At 51.4% G+C, this 20,379-nt stretch carries 11 protein-coding genes; 10 read left to right on the top strand and 1 reads right to left on the bottom strand.

Going from position 1 to position 20,379, the window contains the following annotated elements:
• Positions 1-149: 149 nt before the first annotated feature.
• Positions 150-1,061 (bottom strand): LysR family transcriptional regulator, encoded by a 912-nt coding sequence (locus ACRRUX_RS06050; protein WP_432528215.1) that lies wholly within the window; start codon positions 1,059-1,061, stop codon positions 150-152.
• 120 nt (positions 1,062-1,181) lie between these two features.
• On the opposite strand from ACRRUX_RS06050, the gene ACRRUX_RS06045 reads away from it, so the two are divergent.
• The 10 genes from ACRRUX_RS06045 to ACRRUX_RS06000 all read left to right on the top strand — a co-directional run bounded on the left by ACRRUX_RS06045 (position 1,182) and on the right by ACRRUX_RS06000 (position 20,363).
• Positions 1,182-5,735 (top strand): biotin carboxylase N-terminal domain-containing protein, encoded by a 4,554-nt coding sequence (locus ACRRUX_RS06045; protein ID WP_432528213.1) that lies wholly within the window; start codon positions 1,182-1,184, stop codon positions 5,733-5,735.
• Positions 5,736-6,004: 269 nt separating this feature from the next.
• Positions 6,005-7,240, top strand: coding sequence for a hypothetical protein (locus ACRRUX_RS06040; protein ID WP_432528211.1), 1,236 nt, complete (start codon positions 6,005-6,007; stop codon positions 7,238-7,240).
• Between the two features lie 2 nt (positions 7,241-7,242).
• On the top strand, positions 7,243-7,668 hold the full coding sequence (locus ACRRUX_RS06035) for a hypothetical protein (RefSeq protein WP_432528209.1): 426 nt from the start codon (positions 7,243-7,245) through the stop codon (positions 7,666-7,668).
• Positions 7,658-9,247, top strand: a complete 1,590-nt coding sequence (locus ACRRUX_RS06030; RefSeq protein ID WP_432528207.1) for a diguanylate cyclase domain-containing protein — start codon at positions 7,658-7,660, stop codon at positions 9,245-9,247. Before ACRRUX_RS06035 ends, ACRRUX_RS06030 begins: the two co-directional genes overlap by 11 nt.
• A gap of 134 nt (positions 9,248-9,381) precedes the next feature.
• A complete protein-coding gene (locus tag ACRRUX_RS06025; RefSeq protein WP_432528205.1) occupies positions 9,382-10,263 on the top strand; it encodes a universal stress protein in 882 nt (293 codons plus the stop codon).
• A gap of 433 nt (positions 10,264-10,696) precedes the next feature.
• Positions 10,697-12,793 carry an elongation factor G gene (gene fusA / locus ACRRUX_RS06020; protein ID WP_432528203.1) on the top strand — a complete coding sequence of 699 codons (2,097 nt, stop codon included), beginning with the start codon at positions 10,697-10,699 and terminating at the stop codon, positions 12,791-12,793.
• Between the two features lie 259 nt (positions 12,794-13,052).
• Complete coding sequence (locus tag ACRRUX_RS06015; protein WP_432528201.1) at positions 13,053-16,184, top strand: ligand-binding sensor domain-containing protein; 3,132 nt, start codon at positions 13,053-13,055, stop codon at positions 16,182-16,184.
• Positions 16,174-16,821, top strand: coding sequence for a response regulator (locus ACRRUX_RS06010; RefSeq protein WP_432528199.1), 648 nt, complete (start codon positions 16,174-16,176; stop codon positions 16,819-16,821). Before ACRRUX_RS06015 ends, ACRRUX_RS06010 begins: the two co-directional genes overlap by 11 nt.
• 471 nt (positions 16,822-17,292) lie before the next feature.
• On the top strand, positions 17,293-17,913 hold the full coding sequence (locus tag ACRRUX_RS06005) for a hypothetical protein (protein ID WP_432528197.1): 621 nt from the start codon (positions 17,293-17,295) through the stop codon (positions 17,911-17,913).
• On the top strand, positions 17,913-20,363 hold the full coding sequence (locus ACRRUX_RS06000; RefSeq protein WP_432528195.1) for a hypothetical protein: 2,451 nt from the start codon (positions 17,913-17,915) through the stop codon (positions 20,361-20,363). The genes ACRRUX_RS06005 and ACRRUX_RS06000 overlap by 1 nt, the downstream gene beginning before the upstream one ends.
• Positions 20,364-20,379: the final 16 nt, after the last annotated feature.

Genomic DNA, 20,379 nt, shown 5'->3' with positions numbered 1-20,379 from the left:
AGAGGTTTTCGTTGCCAGCAACTGGCATATGCCCGATGTTGGCGGCTTCTTGAAGTCTGTGGGTTTGTCGCTTCCATCCCTTCCCGGAAGCGATGGCGGTCCGCCCGGGCCGCCTTTTTTCATTGTACCGGTGTTGCGCCGGTACCGCTTCAGAACATCAACGCCTGCGCGGCTTCCTGACTGTTGAAACGTTTGGTAAAAAAGTCCAGAAATACCGTGATATTGGTAGCCAGTTGGCGACGGCTTGAATAGACCCCGTATACCTTGAAAGGTTCGATGGGCCATTCCTGCAGTATGGGTACCAGACTGCCGCGGGCGATTTCATTTTTACAGCTGGACGACGACAGCATGGCAATGCCGAAGTCATCCATTGCCAGCTGCTTAACCATTACCGCACTGTTGACCCGCACCTTGCGCTGAAAGTTGACCATGGTTTTGCGATTCCCTTTGCCCAGCGGCCAAATCGGCGCACTGCGGGAGGTTCCCAGCAAAATTCCCTGATGTCCGGCCAGATCTTTTGGGGTGGCCGGTGTGCCCTTACTCTTCAGGTATCCCGGGCTTGCGACCAGTATTGGCTGGCGCTCAAATAACAGCCGGGCAACGAGGTCGGATGACTGAAGGGGTCCATATTTGATTGCAATGTCGTATCCTTCCCCCACCAAACCGACGTCATTGTCGGTAAATTGAACATCCAGCTGGATATTTGGGTAAAGTCGCATGAATCCGCTGCACAGGCTGGCGATAGTTTCCTGACTGAAAGACACAGGAACCGCCACCCTAAGAGAACCCGATACATCGTTGTGGGTGTTTTCTATGGTCGCCTTGGCAGCTTCCACTTCGTGGCAGATGGTTTCGCAGTGCTGGAAGAACAGAGCACCTACTTGAGTCAGGCTCAGGTGGCGGGTATTTCGTTGTAATAAACGGACCCCAAGCTGCTCTTCCAGTTGGGCGACTTTACGGCTGATGGTGGATTTGGGCAGGCCGGTTTCCCGCGCTGCCTGAGAGAAGCCTTTGGCCCTGACCACGGCTGCGAACAGCATCATACCGTTCAGATCTGGCATGTTTTACTCACTGTCTCAAATATGGAACAAAGCGTCCAAGGCAGTTTAATGGTATTCGACTTAATAACAAAGTTATATTTATTGGCTAAAAATTTCAGAGGCTAAGCAGAGGATCTTTAGATGACCAGCAAAAATAAGCCCGCTAACATGACTCAAGCAGTAACTGCCGATCCGCTTTTTCTACAAGCTGAACATCTGGCAAAAGATTTTTCTCTGTTTCCGGAACACAGCAAAAAGAGTTTATCAGACGAGATCCATGGTCTGTTGGATGACGACGCCATTCAGGCCAACCTCAAAGATTTGGCGAATCTGGATGTTGATGGCTATGTGGCCAAGGTGATCCAGCCAACTCTGGATAAAAACCGTCCAGGTGCCAAGCGCATTATTGCCGATTTGAAAGGCAAGCTGATCCGTGAAACCCATAACGGCCCATTTTACAGCGCTGAAATTGAACTGAACTTCGGCTCACGCACCCGTCGCGTGGGCTTTATCGCCCAGGAGCGCAGTACCGCCAATGGTGCCTGGATGCCTGAGCATCATATGGCCTGTTGTCAGGCCATTCGCCTGTTTGCCGAGCTGTCCATGCCTATCGTGTTCCTGATTGATACACCCGGAGCCGATGCCGGTGAAGTGGCCAACAGTCACAATCAGGCTCACTCAATTTCCAAGGCTATCGCTGAAAGTGCCAACGTAGACGTACCTACAGTCGGTATTGTAGTTGGCGCCGGATACTCAGGTGGTGCTATCCCGCTGGCGGCTGCCAACATTCTGCTGTCGCTGCGTGACGGTATTTTTAACACCATCCAGCCACAGGGTTTGCAGAGCATTGCTCGCAAGTACAACCTGTCCTGGCAGGAGTGCGCCAAGTCTGTGGGCGTATCCCCGGAAGAGCTATATACCGCCGGTTGCATTGACGGCATTATCGATTTTTCTCCTTCTGACCGCGATGAGCGTCAACACAACCTGCGCCGTGCCATTATTTCCTCTATCGAGGCGGTTGAGCGTGCTGCTGTGAAATTCGTGAAGGAGTCCAAGGATCTGCGTGAACACTATGACAGATCTCTGGAGCGCTTCCTGAATCCCTCTTCCAGCCTGAAGTCGCTGGAGCATCACGCTGAACTGGCAGTCGCCAATAGCCCAACCATGCACCTGAACCTGTTCGGCAGTGCTTACCGCTACCTGCGTTACCTGACGCTGCGCAGCCGTATTCACTCTATTTCGACAGAGCAGTACGGCCGCCTGTCACGGGTGAGTGTGCCTGAAGGTGACCTGAAGGCCCGAATTCAACAGGAACAGGACAGAGTGTTCCAAACCTGGTTGGCAAGCCCGGACAAGCTGGTTTACGACGATGAGCTGAACAAGCTGTGGGGCAATTTCATCGCCAAGCGGGATGAAGTCAGCACCGAACGTAATATGCTGACCCGACTGATCCTGGGTGAGCCGAAAGAGAACTACAAGAAGGCGCGCAAGGCGTTGATGTTCAACATCGGCTGGTCTTTGTATCACCGCTGGAAGAGCAACGCTGCCAACAACTTCAAAGGGCTGATCCAGTATCTGGAAAGTCTGCCGACTGACGTGACCCAAAAGCCATGGCCAGAGCTGAATGAGATGACAGTGCTGGATGTGGTGGTCAATGAAGAGCTGCGTGAAGACTTCATTTGGCAGTGCTACAACATTCTGATTTTCAACGCCCTGTATGACAACGTTGTGGTGAATCTGGCGTCTATCGCCAAAGAAGCCATGATGACCAAGAGTCTGTCCCGCGCGTCTGTTGACAGCCTGCTGCACAAGTCTATCGATAAGGCAATGTCCACTCAGGATGTGGCCAATGACAAGAGCAAGTTCTACAAGTGGCTGAAGTATTTTATGGGCCAGTCCAACCGCGCCGAGCTGTTGGTGCGTGTTGAACAGTGGAAGAGTGTGGGTTTCCCACAGCTGAACAACTCGCTGTTTGTGATCCTGACATACTTCTTTGAACGCCTGCTGCCTGAGTACTTCGACAGTGAAGATGACTCAACTCAATATACCGGTGCCATTAACCCGGTACGTATCGGTCGTCGTAAGGACTTCTGGAACCGTCTGACCATGGGTTATCAGGATCTGTTGATCCAGAAGGTTCTGCGTGATGAGAAGAAGACCGGCAAGATGAGCTGGGAAAATATCATTGCCAAGTTCTTCACTCAGTTTGAAGAGATTGAAGCCGACAAGATGTCAGCCAATCAGCTGAATTTCCCAGGCTTCCGTCTGTCTATTGAAGATGCGCTGGACAAAGGTATCCGCCCCTGTGGTCTGATTACCGGTATGGCAGACTTCAACAGCAACGGTCAGAAGATCAAAGTGGGTGTGGCTGTATCCAACACCGCGTTCCAGGCCGGTGCTTTTGATATGGCCAGTGCCGAGAAGTTCTCTGCGCTGTTGATTGAGTGTGCCAAGCGTAAGTTGCCGGTGATTTGCTTCATCAGCTCAGGTGGTATGCAGACCAAAGAAGGTGCCGCCGCCCTGTTCTCTATGGCCGTGGTGAACGACCGTATCACCCGTTTTGTGCGCGACAACGAACTGCCTGTATTGATGTTTGGTTTCGGTGACTGTACCGGTGGTGCCCAGGCGTCTTTTGTGACTCATCCATTGGTGCAGACCTACTACTTCTCCGGCACCAACATGCCGTTCGCCGGTCAGATGGTGGTGCCTGCGTATCTGCCTTCGACTTCGACGCTGTCCAACTATTTGTCCAGAGTGCCAGGTGCCATGAATGGCCTGGTACATAACCCATTCAGCGAAACGCTGGATGGTCAGCTGGCCAGCATCGATCCGTTGATGCCAATGCCAACCCAGGATATCAGCGAAGTGATTGGCAGTGCGCTGTCGACTCTGGTACCAGAGCAGCAGTTGCAGGATGATGAGCTGAGACAGGATGATCCCCGTGCGCTGATGAAGCCCATCGACAAGGTGCTGGTTCACGCCCGTGGCTGTACCGCAGTGAAGCTTATCCGCAAGGCGCATGACAATAATATCAATGTGGTGCTGGTGGCCTCTGATCCTGACATGACCGCAGTACCTGCAGATATGCTCAAGGACAGCGACAAACTCGTGTGTCTGGGTGGCAACACCTCTGATGAGTCATATCTGAACGCCTACTCAGTGCTGAAAGTGGCTGAGTACGAGCAGGTTGATGCGTTGCACCCTGGTATTGGTTTCCTGTCTGAAAGCCCTCAATTTGCGGCGCTGTGTACCAACAATGGTGTTAACTTTGTCGGCCCGAGTGTGCACTCCATGACCACCATGGGTAACAAGTCAAACGCCATTAAGACTTCTCAGGCCAATAAGGTGCCAGTGGTCCCCGGCTCTCACGGTATTCTGAGCAATGCCGAGCAGGCGGTGAATGTTGCCAATGAAATTGGTTATCCCGTGCTGCTTAAAGCCGTACAGGGCGGTGGTGGTAAAGGGATTCAGGTGGTGAAGCGTCCTGAAGACATGATCCCACTGTTTATGAAAACCTCGACTGAAGCGGCTGCCGCTTTTGGTAATGGCGATCTGTATCTGGAGAAATACGTTACTTCTCTGCGTCATATTGAAGTTCAGCTGTTGCGTGACAAATTCGGTAACACCAAGGTGCTGGGTCTGCGTGACTGCTCGGTGCAGCGCAACAACCAGAAGGTGATAGAAGAGTCCGGTTCCACCATGTTGCCTGAAGAGCTGAAACAGCAGGTGCTGGAATATACCCGTGCGCTGGGTAATGCCGTTGACTATATGGGTGCCGGTACTGTGGAGTTCATCTACAACCTGGATGCCAACGAAGTGTATTTCATGGAGATGAATACCCGTTTGCAGGTAGAGCATCCGGTCACTGAAGCGACCTCCTGTATCGATATCGTATCGGCGCAGTTTGATATTGCCGCCGGACGTTCAATCGAAGCGCTGGAGCCTCAGGACAAAGGTTATGCCATCGAAGTGCGTGTGACGGCCGAGAAAGCTGCACTGGACAGCGACAACGTGTTGCAACTGCTGCCTAATCCGGGTCTGATCACTGAATATGTGATGCCGGAACATCCGGACGTGGAAATCATCTCTATTGCCGGTGAAGGCAAAGAAGTATCACCTTACTATGACAGTCTGATCGCCCAGATCATCATGACAGGTGAAAACCGAGATGACACCATCGCCAAGATGCTGGCTTATCTGGACAATGTGGTTATCAAAGGCATCAGCACCAATATTCCGCTGCTCAAGCGTATTCTGCGGGATACCACCTTCAATGAAGGTGTGTATGACACCAACTATCTGCCACGCCTGATGGCTGAGTTGGATATTCCTGAGCTGATCGCTGAAATGGATGCCGCTGCTGAGACCCAGGCGGTGGATACAGCATCGCTGCGTGTTGGTGAGAGTGATGAGCTGAAAGTGCTGGCGCAGGGCGCTGGTATCTTCTATACCTCTCCGGCGCCGGGTGAAGCTGACTTCGTCAAAGAAGGGGATGTTGTGGCGGTTGACCAGACACTGGCACTGACCGAGGCGATGAAGATGTTCTCCCAGGTCACGCTGGCTGGCTTTAACCGTAAGAACGCCGTACTGTATCCTGAGGACAAGAAATACCGCATTGAGCGTATTCTGAACTCCAATGGCCAACAGGTGTCTCAGGGCGATCTGCTGTTCGTGGTCTCTCCGGTCGAAGCCTGATTTAAAGCTTGAAAAAATACCCGCCAAATGGCGGGTATTTTTATGCCTGAAATTTATTGCTGCCTTGGACTGACTCACTGGTTGATTCAACTGAAATACCCCTGCTTTCATTTACCACATTCGCCAGAAAGCTTCTAAGCTTAACAAGCAACTAACTAAATAGCCGCAATGCTTCGGGTTGTCCGGGGTTTTCCGGGAGCGACTGGATTGGCTTCCCGGGGCGCTGAAAGGGTAAATTTCAGGAGAATGCAGTGAACAGAAGCTTGCTTATGAGCTTGTGCCTATTGTGGGGAGTCGGGAGTGGCAACGTTAATGCTGATGCCGGTGTAGGTTTCAGCGGGTTTGGCAATCTTGGGGTGATTCATAACGATAGCCGGAATCTGAAGTTTCATCGTGACTATACGATGGACGGCGTACCTCAGGGCTGGAGTGCCAATGCAGACAGTTTGCTCGGTCTGCAACTGGATGCACAACTGAACGACAGGTTTGATGCTCTGATCCAGGTTGTGCTCAAAGACAGAGTCAGTCACCAGCTTAGTGATACTGTTGAATGGGGATTCATCCGATACCGTCCTGACGACAACTGGGCCATTCGTGTTGGCCGTCTGGGGCTGGATCTGTATATGCTGTCAGAGTATCGGGATGTTTCTTATGCTTACCTATGGGCGCGTCCTGTGCCCGAGTTCTATAGCCTGATTTCATCTATATCCAAGTATGACGGAGCCGATATTTCCTACCGCCGCCACGCCGGTGATTATCTGCTTGAGGCCAAGCTGGCCTATGGCACCAACAAAGCAGACCTGGCTGGTGCCGATCAGGACATTACAATCAAACTCAATCAGGTATACGCCCTCACTTTGAGTATGTCGTCTGCTGAGTGGCTGTGGCGCGTCGCTGTTGCCATGGCAGATACCACGGGCATGTCCGAGCCATCTTCTGAACTCATCTATGCACTGGAGCAGGTGCCTTCGCAGTTGTGGCCGGAGGCAGCCGGTCTGGCGGGTGAAATCCGTTTTGAAAACCGTGATGCTGTTTACTATGCCGCGGGAGTGCAGTACGACAATGGCGATTGGCTGGTCCAGTCAGAGCTGGGATATACAGATACCAACTGGGACATGTTGATGCCTTATGTTTCCGGCTATCTGAGCGTGGGACGGCGAATCGAAGACTTCACTTTTTACGCTGTCTATGCCGGAGTACACCAAACGCAGGATGTACCTCACGTACCACCACCACAGATCTCTCCTTTTTTACCTGAGCAGGCGCAACTTGAGTTACAGCAGTTGTATCAGGGGGTGAACTACACCTTTATGGCCTCGCGGCTGGAGCAGCGATCGTGGAGTTTGGGGCTGCGCTGGGATTTTGCGCAGGATGTCGCACTCAAAGTGCAGTGGGATAACGTGTCTATCATGCAACCCGGCAGTTCTTTGTGGGTTAGGGACAATGCTTTGTCTCATGATGACCAAGTGCAACTGTTTTCCATCAACCTGAGCTTTACCTTTTAGCCATGAAGAAACTATCAACGCTGTTACTGCTATGGGTGATACTGCTTCCGGTTAAAGCGGAAGAGGCGCTGTCGGTGGTGGTTAATGCAGACAGTGATATCGAAACCCTGACTCATGGCCAGCTGGTGGACATATTTATGGGGCGCTATCGCACCTTCCCCAATGGTCAGTCAGTTGTCGTGTATGAAAATGCCAGTGATCCTCTGGTTCAGGAGGCCTTTTATCGTTCATTGGTTAATCGCAGTCTGGCACAGGTCAATGCCTATTGGGCCAGATTGCAGTTTTCCGGACGGGTCAGGCAACCGGAAGAAATAGCCTCTGTTGAGGCTCTGAGCCAGCGGATTGGCAGCTCGCCATCTGCCATCAGTTTTGTGCGCAGCTCTGAGCTGACAGATACCATGAAGGTGGTGCACAGATTTGGTCCTTAATCAGAAGCTTTACGTCAAAGTCGCATTTGCTATTGGTATCGGTGCCTTTGTCGGGGCACTGATCGCCAGCCTGTATTTTTATCTGGATGCCAAACAGCGCTGGACCGAGAGTGCCAGAGAGCAAATCAAACAGCTGGCGCTGACCGTGGAGAAAACGGCTTCAGTGGCGCTGTATGTACAGGATGCTGAGCTGGCCAAGGAGATTGTTGAAGGTCTGGAGGTTAACGATCTGGTGGCTGGCGCCATGTTGGTATCGGAAAAAGGCAGCTGGGTTGGCAGTAAAGGATTTGATGAGGGATCAATATTCATCCTGGAGTTTGATATCAGACATCCATTTTTTGGTGATGAGGTTTTGGGGCGGTTGCAACTGCTGCCCAACATGGCGCTGATCGATGAAAGAGCGACATCCGGGGCGATCAGTCAGGCCTGGGTGCTGGCGATTCAGGCTTTGGCGATTGCAGTGCTGGTGTCAATTCTGGTCAACAAGACCCTGACATCGCCCTTGAATATGCTGACCGGTAAGGTTGAGCAAATCAGGCCGGGAACCAATGCCATCCTGAGCATTCCCAAAGGCCATGAAAAGGACGAAATTGGCAGCCTGGTGACCGGGATTAACACCCTGATCAGTAATCTCAATGCGTCCATCGCTCAGGAACGTGAGTTGCGGGAAAAGACTGAGCAGCTGGAGCGTAAATTCAGGCTGATTTTTGAAAAGGCCAGTGCAGGCATTTGTCTGGTGGATTCGAATAATGTGCTGGTTGAGGTGAATGAAGCATTTATCCAACTCAGTGGCAGCCAAAGCCGGCAGTCGCGCAATACCCTGGTTGAGTGGTTTGAAGAGCAAACCGAATTGGCGGCATTTTTGATTGCATTCCGGGACGACCCTTTTGCCAATCACGTAGAGATGGAATTACAGCTGCGCACGGTGGACTCGGATATCCTCAAGTGGGTGCATTGTCTGTTTTCCAAAGTGCAGGTGTCAGAGGACGAAACTGAGATTGTCCTTGAAGTAATGATGTATGACGTGACCGAACGAACCTACCGTGAGCGGATGATCCGCTTTGAAGCCGAGCACGACATGCTCACTCACCTGAAAAATCGTCGGGCGGGGGAGCAAATTCTCAAGGAGATGATGCGTCGGGCCGATCAGAGCAATGGCTTGATGGGGCTGCTGCTGGTGGATCTGGATCGCTTCAAACCGGTTAATGATATCTATGGTCATGAGGCTGGCGACACAGTATTGAAAGTGGTGGCTGAGCGGCTCGATGGTCTCGGTGAGGATGTGATGGTGTCCCGCTGGGGCGGCGACGAATTCGTTATCGGTGTTGGCAATGTTGATAAAGACAATGCCCGTCTGCGTAAGCTGGCGAAAACGGTACTGAGCCGGTTAGCGCGTCCGATCATCGTCAATGACATACTGGAGTGTGATATCGGCGCCAGTATTGGTATTGCAGTTTATCCGCAGCACGGCCGGACTCTAGAAGAGATACTGGAGTCAGCGGATATTGCCATGTATGAAGTCAAAGAACATGGTCGGGGCAACTTCCGCTTCGGACATCTATCCTCAGGGGTTGCCTGAAACTCTCTTGATATGCGATCGCCATCACAATCCTGTCTAGCTGTTTCTGTCTAAGCTCACAAATTAATCGTGGATTAATTGTTGGTCAGTAAAATGACACACGGAAAGGTCAGAATTCATTCAGGAGGAATGTGATGGACAAGGTCTATATTATTGCGCAGAAAGCCGACAGTCAGTCAGATGCCGTCACCCAGGGGGTAAAATTGGCATTGCAGCTGCAAATGGCGCCGGAAATTTACGCCTACAGCTATGAGCATCTGCCCGACTTTGACCACTATATTCCTGTGGTGACGCCAGTCACTCAGGCCGCGATTGTCAAAAAGGCCAAAAAGGCAGTGGAACAAAAGCTGGCAGATCTTGGCGCCGAACAAATCCCGGTGCAAAGTCTGTGGTGCAAGCACCTTTACGAGCATGCCAGCAAGACAGCTCATGAGCAGGGCTTCAAGCTAATCGTGAAGGCTATCCATGCCAGTGACCGGTTTTTGCCTACCGACTGGCACCTGATCCGCCATACCAAAGTGCCGGTGCTGTTTCTCAGCGACAAGCCGCAGCAAACCGGTAAGGATGTGCTGGTCGCTGTGGATTTGGGCAGTAACTCTCCGGTCAAACAGAAGCTGAACAAGGCTGCGGTTGCCAGAGGACGGGCACTGGCTCAGGCAACCGGCGGTAAACTGCATGTGGCCTATGTCAGCCGTATGCACGTAGTCATCAATGACCTGGATTTAGTGGACAATGCCACTGTTGCTGCGGCGGCCAGGGAGCGATTTGCTGATGAGCTGGCGGCGCTGAATCTGCCCGATGAACAAATTCATGTGGTCGCCGGCGATCCCGAGCTTTGTCTTTACGATCTGTCGTGCCGGTTGAAGGCGCAGTATTTCGTGATTGGCGCCCGTCAGCGCAAGGGGATCCTTGGACATGTTATTGGCAACACTGCTGAAGCGGTTCTCAGTAAGATGCGCAGCCACGTACTGGTGATCCCGGCGTTTGATGAGCTGTTGACCAAAGAGATTTCATAAACCGATCACCTTGCCGACAGGCGGGGAGTTGCATAGTAGATGTCGTGGCAAAGCAGTTTATATGGAATGCCATGACGGCGGGAGGGTATTAACCTCGTCTGGCTGTGTGCGGCGATGAAACGCCGTATCCCTAGCATGAAAGCGGTTGTACCTTTCCTTGTTTTATTAGGGCATTGCAATTGCGGACAGGATTATCAGGTTGATTGTCTGTAAACGGCAGAACAATCGATAATTTCAGCTAACAACTTAAAGTGCGGTGCTTTTTTACTAAAAAGCGGGAATAACTCCCAATCTTGTTGTGAAAAAGTGCAAGCTTGGTTTGCGCTGTAGAGTGTTTCGCATTTACAATATGCGCCTCAAAATCTGATGTGTGGTTTGCTGCGATTTGTGGCATACTCCGTCTACTTTCTAAACTAAGCATAAAAGTTGAATCATGACCGACTTATCAAAATACAGAAATATTGGTATTTTCGCTCACGTTGACGCGGGTAAAACCACGACCACCGAGCGTATCCTCAAGCTCACCGGTAAAATCCACCGTCTGGGTGAAGTACACGATGGCGCCTCCACCATGGACTTCATGGACCAGGAAGCTGAGCGTGGTATTACCATTCAGTCAGCGGCGACTACCTGTTTCTGGAAGGATCACCGCTTCAACGTTATTGACACCCCCGGACACGTTGACTTCACCGTTGAAGTTTATCGTTCTCTGAAAGTTCTGGACGGTGGTATCGGTGTGTTCTGTGGTAGCGGCGGTGTTGAGCCACAATCAGAAACCAACTGGCGTTATGCTAACGAGTCTGAAGTTGCTCGTCTGATCTTCGTGAACAAGCTGGACCGTATGGGTGCCGACTTCTTCCGCGTAGTTGCTCAGGTTAAGCGTGTTCTGGGTGCTAACCCACTGGTTATGACTCTGCCAATCGGTCGTGAAGATGAGTTCGTGGGCGTTGTTGACGTTCTGAACAACCAAGCTTTCATTTGGGATGATTCAGGTCTGCCAGAAAACTTCGAAGTTAAAGAAGTTCCAGCTGACATGGTTGATCTGGTTGCAGAATACCGTGAAAAGCTGATCGAAACTGCTCTGGAAGTTGACGAAGATATGCTGATGGAGTACCTGGAAGAAGGTACCGAGCCATCTATCGAAGAACTGAAGCGTTGTATCCGTAAGGGTACCCGTGACCTGCTGTTCTTCCCAACTTTCTGTGGTTCTGCGTTTAAGAACAAAGGTATGCAACTGGTTCTGGACGGCGTGGTTGATTACCTGCCTTCTCCAACTGAAGTTGACCCACAGCCTCTGACTGATCCAGAAACTGGTGAAGAGACTGGCGAAGTTGCTACTGTTTCTGTAGACGAGCCACTGCGCGCTCTGGCGTTCAAGATCATGGACGACCGTTTCGGTGCCCTGACCTTTATCCGTATCTACTCTGGTAAGCTGAAGAAGGGTGACACCATCCTGAACTCTGCTACCGGTAAGACTGAGCGTATCGGCCGTATGGTTGAGATGCACGCTAACGACCGTAACGAAATCGACAGCGCACAAGCTGGCGACATCATCGCGGTTGTAGGTATGAAGAACGTTCAGACTGGTCACACTCTGTGTGATCCTAAGCACGAATGTACTCTGGAACCAATGATCTTCCCAACTCCAGTAATCTCTATCGCTGTTACTCCTAAGGACAAAGGCGCTTCTGAGAAGCTGGGTGTTGCTCTGGGTAAGATGGTTGCTGAAGATCCATCATTCCAGGTTGAAACCGACCAGGAAACCGGTGACACCATCCTGAAAGGTATGGGTGAACTGCACCTGGATATTAAAGTAGACATCCTGAAGCGTACCTTCGGTGTTGAACTGACTGTGGGTGCTCCACAGGTGGCATACCGTGAAACCATCACCATGCCAATCGAAGACCAGTACACTCACAAGAAACAGTCTGGTGGTTCTGGTCAGTTCGGTAAGATCGACTACCGCATCCGTCCAGGTGAGCCAGGATCTGGCTTCAAGTTCGTATCCAGCGTAGTGGGTGGTAACGTTCCTAAGGAATTCTGGCCTGCCGTTGAGAAAGGCTTCGAGTCTATGATGGCTACCGGTCCTCTGGCTGGCTTCCCAGTACTGGACGTTGAAGTTGAACTGTTCGATGGTTCTTACCACGCAGTTGACTCCTCTGCTATCGCGTTCGAAATCGCTGCTAAAGGTGCATTCCGTCAGTCCATGCCTAAGGCCAAGCCACAGCTGCTGGAGCCTATCATGAAGGTTGACGTGTTCACTCCAGAAGATCACGTTGGTGACGTAATCGGTGACCTGAACCGTCGTCGCGGCATGATCAAGGATCAGGAAGCTGGTCTGACTGGCGTTCGCATCAAGGCTGACGTACCGCTGGCTGAAATGTTCGGCTACATCGGTCACCTGCGTACCATGACTTCTGGTCGTGGTCAGTTCTCCATGGAGTTCTCACACTACGCTCCATGTCCGAACAACGTAGCTGAAACGGTAATCGCTGACGTTAAAGCTAAAGAAGCTGCTGCCAAGAAGTAATTCTGCGCTAAGCTGAGCTTTCTTAAAAAACCCGCCTGATGGCGGGTTTTTTTATGGCTTTTGTAAAATGAGCAAAAGTAGCGCAGGCAGGGTGTTTCATGGTCTGTTTACGGGTGGGTTTAAGTCAATTCAGAGTTTTGAGTGGGGACCCGTAATTATTTCAGGAATATTAGCGCGGGCTTTTATTAATGTAATGTTATCAGTATGTTGATGGTGACTTTGGCAGATGATAGCGTGTTGGCTCTGGGGGGAGGAGCCGATGTTTACCTTGGTCATACGTGTATTGGCAGTGCTGTTGCTTTGGATAGTCGCCGGGGTTCAGGCCAGTGGTCAGCGTATTGCTCAGCATGCCGGGCTCAATGCGGAAAACATCTCTGCCGTCCTGCTGGATCATCAGGGATTTATGTGGATTGGTTCCCAGCAAGGACTGTTTTTTTATAATGGTTATCAACTTCAGGCGCATAAGCCGAATATCAGCGAGCCGGGCAGTATTGCTGCACTGGATATTCGTAACCTCTATCAAAGCCGTGACAATCACATCTGGGTTTCGACCAACAGCGGTGGTTTGAGCCGGTACAATCCTGCGACTCAATCTTTTACCAATTATCGACATCAATCGGCTGACAATCACTCTCTCAGTAATGACAGCGTTTACGATGTGATTGAAGGTGCTAATGGCCAACTCTGGGTGGCAACCCAGATTGGCTTGAATCGCCTTGACCCCAAATCCGGTATGAATACCCGCTATTTTAAACAGGAAGGCGTTGCCGGTTCGTTGCCCGGTAATTATGTCTACAAGCTGTTTGTCGACAGCCTGAATCGCCTGTGGGTTGGGACCCTGGGGGGCGGGCTGGCCTATTGGCAGGATGATGCCACCGGATTTGTCACCGTTCCCTTGCCTCAGGGGAATCATGACGTATTTGCCATTGCAGAGCAGGCTGGAGAGTGTCTGTGGGTGGGCACCCGGCTGGGACTGATACGGATCGGGTTTGACGACCTGGCTGCCAGTCAGGTCGAATTGGGCAGTATCACCGGAGCTGAACCAATCGTGGCATCGCTGATGCTGGATGCTGATGTCCTTTATGTCGGCACGCTGGGTCATGGTTTACATGCATTCAGGCCCGGCTCTGGTTACGCTAAAGCGCTGACTCCCGGCAGTGATGATACTGTCACCAGTATCATCAAAAGCCAGTCAGGTCAGTTGTATTATGCAACCTGGGGCAGCGGGGTTTTCCTGTATGACTCCCCTTTGCCGGCAAGGAGTGCCGCTGCTCAGACCGACAGTTTCTGGCATGCGTTACCGGATGTCACTGCGGTGCTGGCAGAACAGGATGGTGACAGGGTATGGCTGGGTTCCTTCAGTCACGGACTGCATTGGATGGATATGCAAACCCGGCAGCTGAGCAAACTTGATGTCAGTCTGGGCGCCTTGCAACTCAATGGCATTGTCAGCCTCGCCACAGTAGGGCCGCAGGCGTTGCTGGTCGGCGCCTCCAATGGACTTTGGTATATAGACAATACCGGCAGGGTGCTGGGTTTCTGGGGATATGATCCGGATAAGGCTGATTCCATTGGAAAGGGATTTGTGAGGGTTCTGGAACCGGGGAAAGATGGCGATATCTGGGTAGGGATCGGCGGGGATGGCCTGTACCGGTTTGATATCAGCAGTGGTGGATTTACGGCCTACCGACACGATCCTGATGATCCGTCTTCTCTGAGCGGCAATTATATAACCTCGCTGCTGCTCGATGGCCGCTTTCTGTGGGTTGGCACCCGTTCAAACGGCCTTAATCTCTGTGAGTTGGCCACTATGTCATGCCAGCGCCTGTTGGTAAGCAACAGCGGTTTAACTCACTTTTATATTTCAGATATAGCCAAAGATCGGCAAGGCAGAGTTTGGGTTGGAACCGATGGTGGTGGTCTGCACACGGTCACGCTGGATCAGCATATGCCCGGGGGAGTGAATGTTACCGCAGATCCCCGGCTGGCAACTGACTCGGTTAAAGCGATTTTACCCCAGGATGATGGCAATATTTGGGTTGCTACCAACACAGGAATATTCGCCTTTTCACCGGCTGACGATACTTTTCAGCCTCTGGCAGACCCGGTACTGACTCATGCCGGCAGTTTTATTCAAAGGTCAAAGTCTGCAGGTCCGGCTTACAGTGTGTTTGGCAGCCATAATGGCGTGTATTTGCTGACTCACGCGACAGGTATCGGCCCTGCGATCCATTTCCCGATGCGATTTACCAGGCTGGCACACGATGGCTTGCCAGACACATTGCAGGGCCTGGCCATCACAGAGAGGCAGCGATTGACCATTCCGTGGGAGGGAATGCTCAGCGTAGAGTTTGCATTGCTGGATTTTGCTGCGCCAAGCCACAGCTATGAGTACCGTGTCTCGCCATCAGACAGCTGGATACCGCTTAACAATATGAACCATCTTAATTTTTATAAGATGGAGCCCGGATTGCATCGATTGCAGGTTCGTGGTTTGGGAACCAGTGGGGTATGGAGTGAGCCTGCTCAGCTTGAGATAGCCGTTATTCCCCCCTGGTGGCGAAACACCCGCTATATGATGCTGGCGCTCATACTGCTTTGCCTGCTGGCGGTGATGTATCACAGATATCGCATGGCCAGGTGGGAGCGCTACACCCGAAAGCTAACTGCCCTGAAAGAGGATAAGCTGAAGGTGATTGCACAGCTCAGGCAGAATGAACAACAACTGCAGACTGCCTTTGAGGGGATGCGCAGTCTGGCGACCAGGTTGCAACATGCCAAGGAAGAAGAGCGTAAGTCCATTTCCCGGGAACTGCATGATCAATTCGGTCAATCCCTTACGGCAACCCAAATCAGCCTGCAACTCTTTCGCCGTCAGCATCCACAGGGAAGTCAGCAGATTGACCAGTGTATAGACACCATACAAGGCATGATTAAACAGGTGCGGGCGATATCATTCGACTTAAGGCCCAGCCTGTTGGATGACGTGGGTTTGGTCGCCGGAATCAGTCATCAGCTGCGCATTATGTCCTCGTCGTTGAGCCATCCCATTACATTTGTTGCCGATGAAGATTTTCCCCGGATCAATCCTGAGCTCACTATCACGCTGTTTCGGGTGATACAGGAATCTGTGACCAATGCCATCAGGCATGCCATGGCAACCCGGATTGAAGTGACTTTAGCGGTTACTGACTCCAGCGTCCGGGCGCGGATTTCCGATAACGGCATCGGCTTTGATATTGACAGCGTAAAAGCCAAAATCAGCGGTGGTCGCCATCTTGGGTTATTGGGTGTTGAAGAGCGGGTGTTGTCTCTTGCCGGTGATCTTGAAATCAATGCCGCTGTTGGTGGTGGCGTATCGATAACAGTTGAGTTTCCCTATGCAGAATAACTACAGCGTGGTCCTGGTTGATGACCACGAACTGGTGCGGGCAGGCATTAAAACCTTATTGCATTCCATTGAGTCTCTTACTGTCGTTGGAGAGTGCGGTGATGGATTGGAAGCGACTGCGCTGGTCAGGAAATTACAGCCGGATTTGCTGGTGCTGGATATTTCCATTAAAAGCCTGAATGGGATGGAGGTGGTCAAGTTGCTCGCACGGCAGGATAGCGGCATCAAAATCCTGATTTTGTCGATGCACAGTAATATTGAATATGTGGCCAACTGTGTCAGGCACGGCGCTCATGGTTATCTATTAAAAGATGCTGCGGTTGACGAATTGGAACCGGCAATTACCACAGTGCTGCAGGGAGGTACTTATATCAGCAGGGAAATCGATACGGACATATTGAGCAAATTGTTATCCAGCCATGCGGATTCGACTTCATTGCTTGAACTGCTGACCAAGCGACAAAAGCAAATATTACAGCTGATTGCTGAGGGTTATTCTACCCGTCAAATTGCCGAGTCAATTAATGTCAGTATAAAAACAGTTGAAACTCACCGTGCTCATATTATGGCGCGTCTGAATATTTTTGATGTTGCCGGATTGGTTCGTTTTGCGTTGCAACAACATCTCATTCAGTAGTGAATATCTCGTTATGATACACAATGTAACACCTGCCGGTGTTGGTGAACCTTATTGCTTTTGTCGCTTTGGTATTGGTTTGTATCTGTCTTTGTGTATGGATAATTTGATTGAAAAGTGGCGTGCATTTAGCTGTTTATTCTTTGTGTTATTATTTTTTAAGGTTTTTAGTTGTTGCGGTTTGGTGCTTTTGTTTTGGTGCTGAATATCCTGTTTATTTAAATATCTCCACCTTTGATGGTTTGGTTTGTGAGTTTTAAAGTTCGCTAACTGATATCGCTTTAGTTATTTGCACTGTTACGCTCTATCCTCTCGTTAATCGCTGTTTCATCTTCTGATACCAGGCCTCTTTGTTGTCACCCAAAAATCAGGGATTCCCTGATATCGCCGAAAATCACGACTCGCTAGCTTGAATTTACGGCAGCACAGTTCAGCCCTGCCTTATATAAAAACTAAACAGAAGGATAGTCTATGAACCTTAAGCCATATCTGCTGGCGCTGATATCTGCGCTGGTGCTGCTTGCTGCACCCTCGCATGCAGCAAAGCTGAAACCACAAAATTTAAAACAATTGATTGCCGAGTCTGAAAGTATTTTATCTGGCCAGGTGCAGTCAGTAACCGATGGTATTTCAGAGCAGGGCATTCCTTACACTGAAGTCACTATTAAGGTGAATACTGCCGCCAAGGGGCAGCACGCCAGGAATTCCAGCTATACCTTCCGTCAGTTTGGGCTGACTCAACCACGTACGCTGGCCAACGGCAATAAGATGCTGGCGGTTACCCCTGAGGGCTTTCCTCGCTGGCATGCCAATGAAACCGTCGTGGTATTCATGCATGAAGCGGCGGGGTTAACCGGTCTGCGCACGACTGCCGGCATGGCTCAGGGCAAGTTTGTTATCCAGGGCGGCAAACTGCGCAACGAATTCAATAATCACGGCATCTTCAGCGAGATGGAGTTTGCCAACGGTCTGCTGTCTGAGTCGGAAAACAAGATGCTGACCACCACCGGCGCGGTCGATGCTGCCGACTTTATGGGTCTGGTAGGCAAGGCTGTATCAGAGCAATGGATTAGCAATGGGAAGATGAAATAATGAAAATCAATAAGTTAACTCTTGCTCTGACAGGCTTGCTGAGTACGGGCTCTGCATTTGCAGCCGGTCCGCTGCTGACTACCGACGATGGCACCCCAGCGCCCTATGTGTGGGACACCTCCAAAGGCTCAATTCCCGTGTATGTCGATGGCGGGGAGGCTTTTACCTATGACTATGATGGCACTGTGTTTTTAACCATAGACAGGGCAGTTGAAATTACCCAATTTGCCTTCGATCAGTGGAACCATGTCGAGACGTCGACTTTCCGTGCTGACGTTGCCGGTACCATCGAGGATAAGACGGGTATCAAGGATGTCACAGGCGCCAACGCTGCGCAGATCTACACCAAACAGAACGGTTATGGTTTCTGGGTGCTGTATGACACCGATGGCAGCATTCTGGAAAATTTCTTTGGCGTGCCCAAAGAAGCCGTGCTGGGGATAGCGTTTCCTGAAATTGCTGACGGCAACAACAAGATTATCGAAGCCACGGCGGTGATGAATGGCTGGAACGTGTATGTCAACGACACTGAAGGCAATCAGGTTGCCGGTGTGTTTACCCATGAGTTCGGCCATGCCATCAACCTGTCCCACTCTCAGACCAATGGTCACCTCGGTTATATGAGCTATCCCTGGGCACCTCTGTATCCCGGGGTGCCGGGCTGTGGCGTCAATCCCGTCCACCGATTTGACACTGAGGTGTGGGACGGTACAGAAAATCCGGCCGATCCTGCCATCATAGAGACCATGTTTCCCTTCATCTCCCATAACGGCGTGGGTGGTATCGCGCAAAGCACAGTGAATGTGCTGGATGACAGGGTGTCTATTTCCAACCTGTATCCGACGGCTGAGTACAAAGCCAGCTACGGCTCCATCGAAGGGACCTTGCGGCTGAAAGATGGCAGCACTGAATACAGCGGCGTCAACATCATTGCCCGCAATATCGATAACCCACTGCTTGATGCGGTATCCGTTCAGTCCGGTTATGCCAGTCAGGGTAAGGTTGGTCCTGATGGTTACTTCAAAATCAGTGGGCTGACGCCGGGTCAGCGTTATGTGCTGTATACCGAAGAGATTCTGGCCGGGGGGTACCCAACATCACCAAGTTCGATTGTGTCCGTGCCTGAATACTGGAACGACAGTGAAAGCAGTAATCCGGCGACTGACAATCAGTGTGAGTTTACCCCTATTGTGGCTCAGGCCGGTCAAACCAAGCAGGCGGATTTGACCTTCAACGGCTATGACGATGGCATCAACTTCCGGCCTATTGTTAATGCGCACCTGACCGATCTGGCCAAGAATGGCCGTTCATCCATGGGCTCTATCGTAGGTTATGGTTTTACCTGGGATGAGAACAAGGGCTTTGAGATGTTGCCCGACTATATCACTGTCGACAGCGGTCGAATGAACCGCAACGGCACCAAGTTGCTGGTTAACTCGGATCACGACCGCAATGGCGTGAGTGCGCCGGCCATCTGGAGCGACGCCAAAGGCATAACCCCGCTGGGAGATTTTACCGGTAACAGCTGCGGCGGCGGTTCTCAGACCGGCACGGCTGCTGCCTCCGGCTGGGATATTGATGATGCCGGGAACACAGTTGTGGGTCTGGCCTACAAGGATGTCGATAACAACGGCGAATGCTACGAGTACGACAAAGGCGAGCTGGTCCCGTTTATCTGGACCCCAAAAAAAGGCATGCGTGAGCTGGATACCAGCAATGTCGAATGGGGTTACAGCGCCTGGGTTCGTGCTCATGCTATCTCGGGTAACGGAGAAGTGGCGCTGGGCTCTCTCGATGGCTGGGAAGCGGTTGCCTGGGTAAATGAAGGTCCGATGATCAATCTGTTCCAGCAGGTGGGCGCCATTGAAGCTCATGCTTCTTCTTACGATGGAAAGCAGGTTGCCCTGGGCACTGAGCAAGGCAATGTCATGTTGTGGAACCACACCAGGTCCGGAGATGCGGCCTTTACTGATATCGGTGGTCTTAAATGGTGTGACGATATCCCGTTCCTGTTCTGGGGGCAGAACATCTGTGACATCGAAGGCGCCGATTGGGTACACGCCAACTTCGGGGAATTCGCGGGTTTGCTGCCAACCGATATGAGCGATAACGGCGATGTGATTATCGGCCGTGCCGGTGACTTCTGGGCGGGCTTTAAGGGGGCGATTTATATCCGCACTCTGGGGTGGATGTCCCTGGATGAATTCTTTGGCAAGCAGGGCGTCACCGAAGCGGCCAATGCACATATGGATAATCCGCTGTCTCTGAGCGGCGCCGGTAACAAGATGGTCGGTGGTATCGCCGGGGCCATGGTGGCCTACCATGTGGACATGAGTCAGGTTTATGTGTGTGAAAACGGTCAGTCGATGAAAACCGGATTCCCTAACGGCCTGATCAGCAAAATCAAATCAGGTGCGCAGTTCGGCCGCTGTGAGCATCTGAACCCATAGTCTGCATCCGGGGGCA

The sequence above is a fragment of the Shewanella sp. GXUN23E genome (assembly GCF_050865035.1).
In the GTDB taxonomy this organism is placed as follows: domain Bacteria; phylum Pseudomonadota; class Gammaproteobacteria; order Enterobacterales; family Shewanellaceae; genus Shewanella.
The sequence above is the reverse complement of the archived record's forward strand: the minus strand, read 5'-3'. Positions and strand labels throughout refer to the sequence as shown.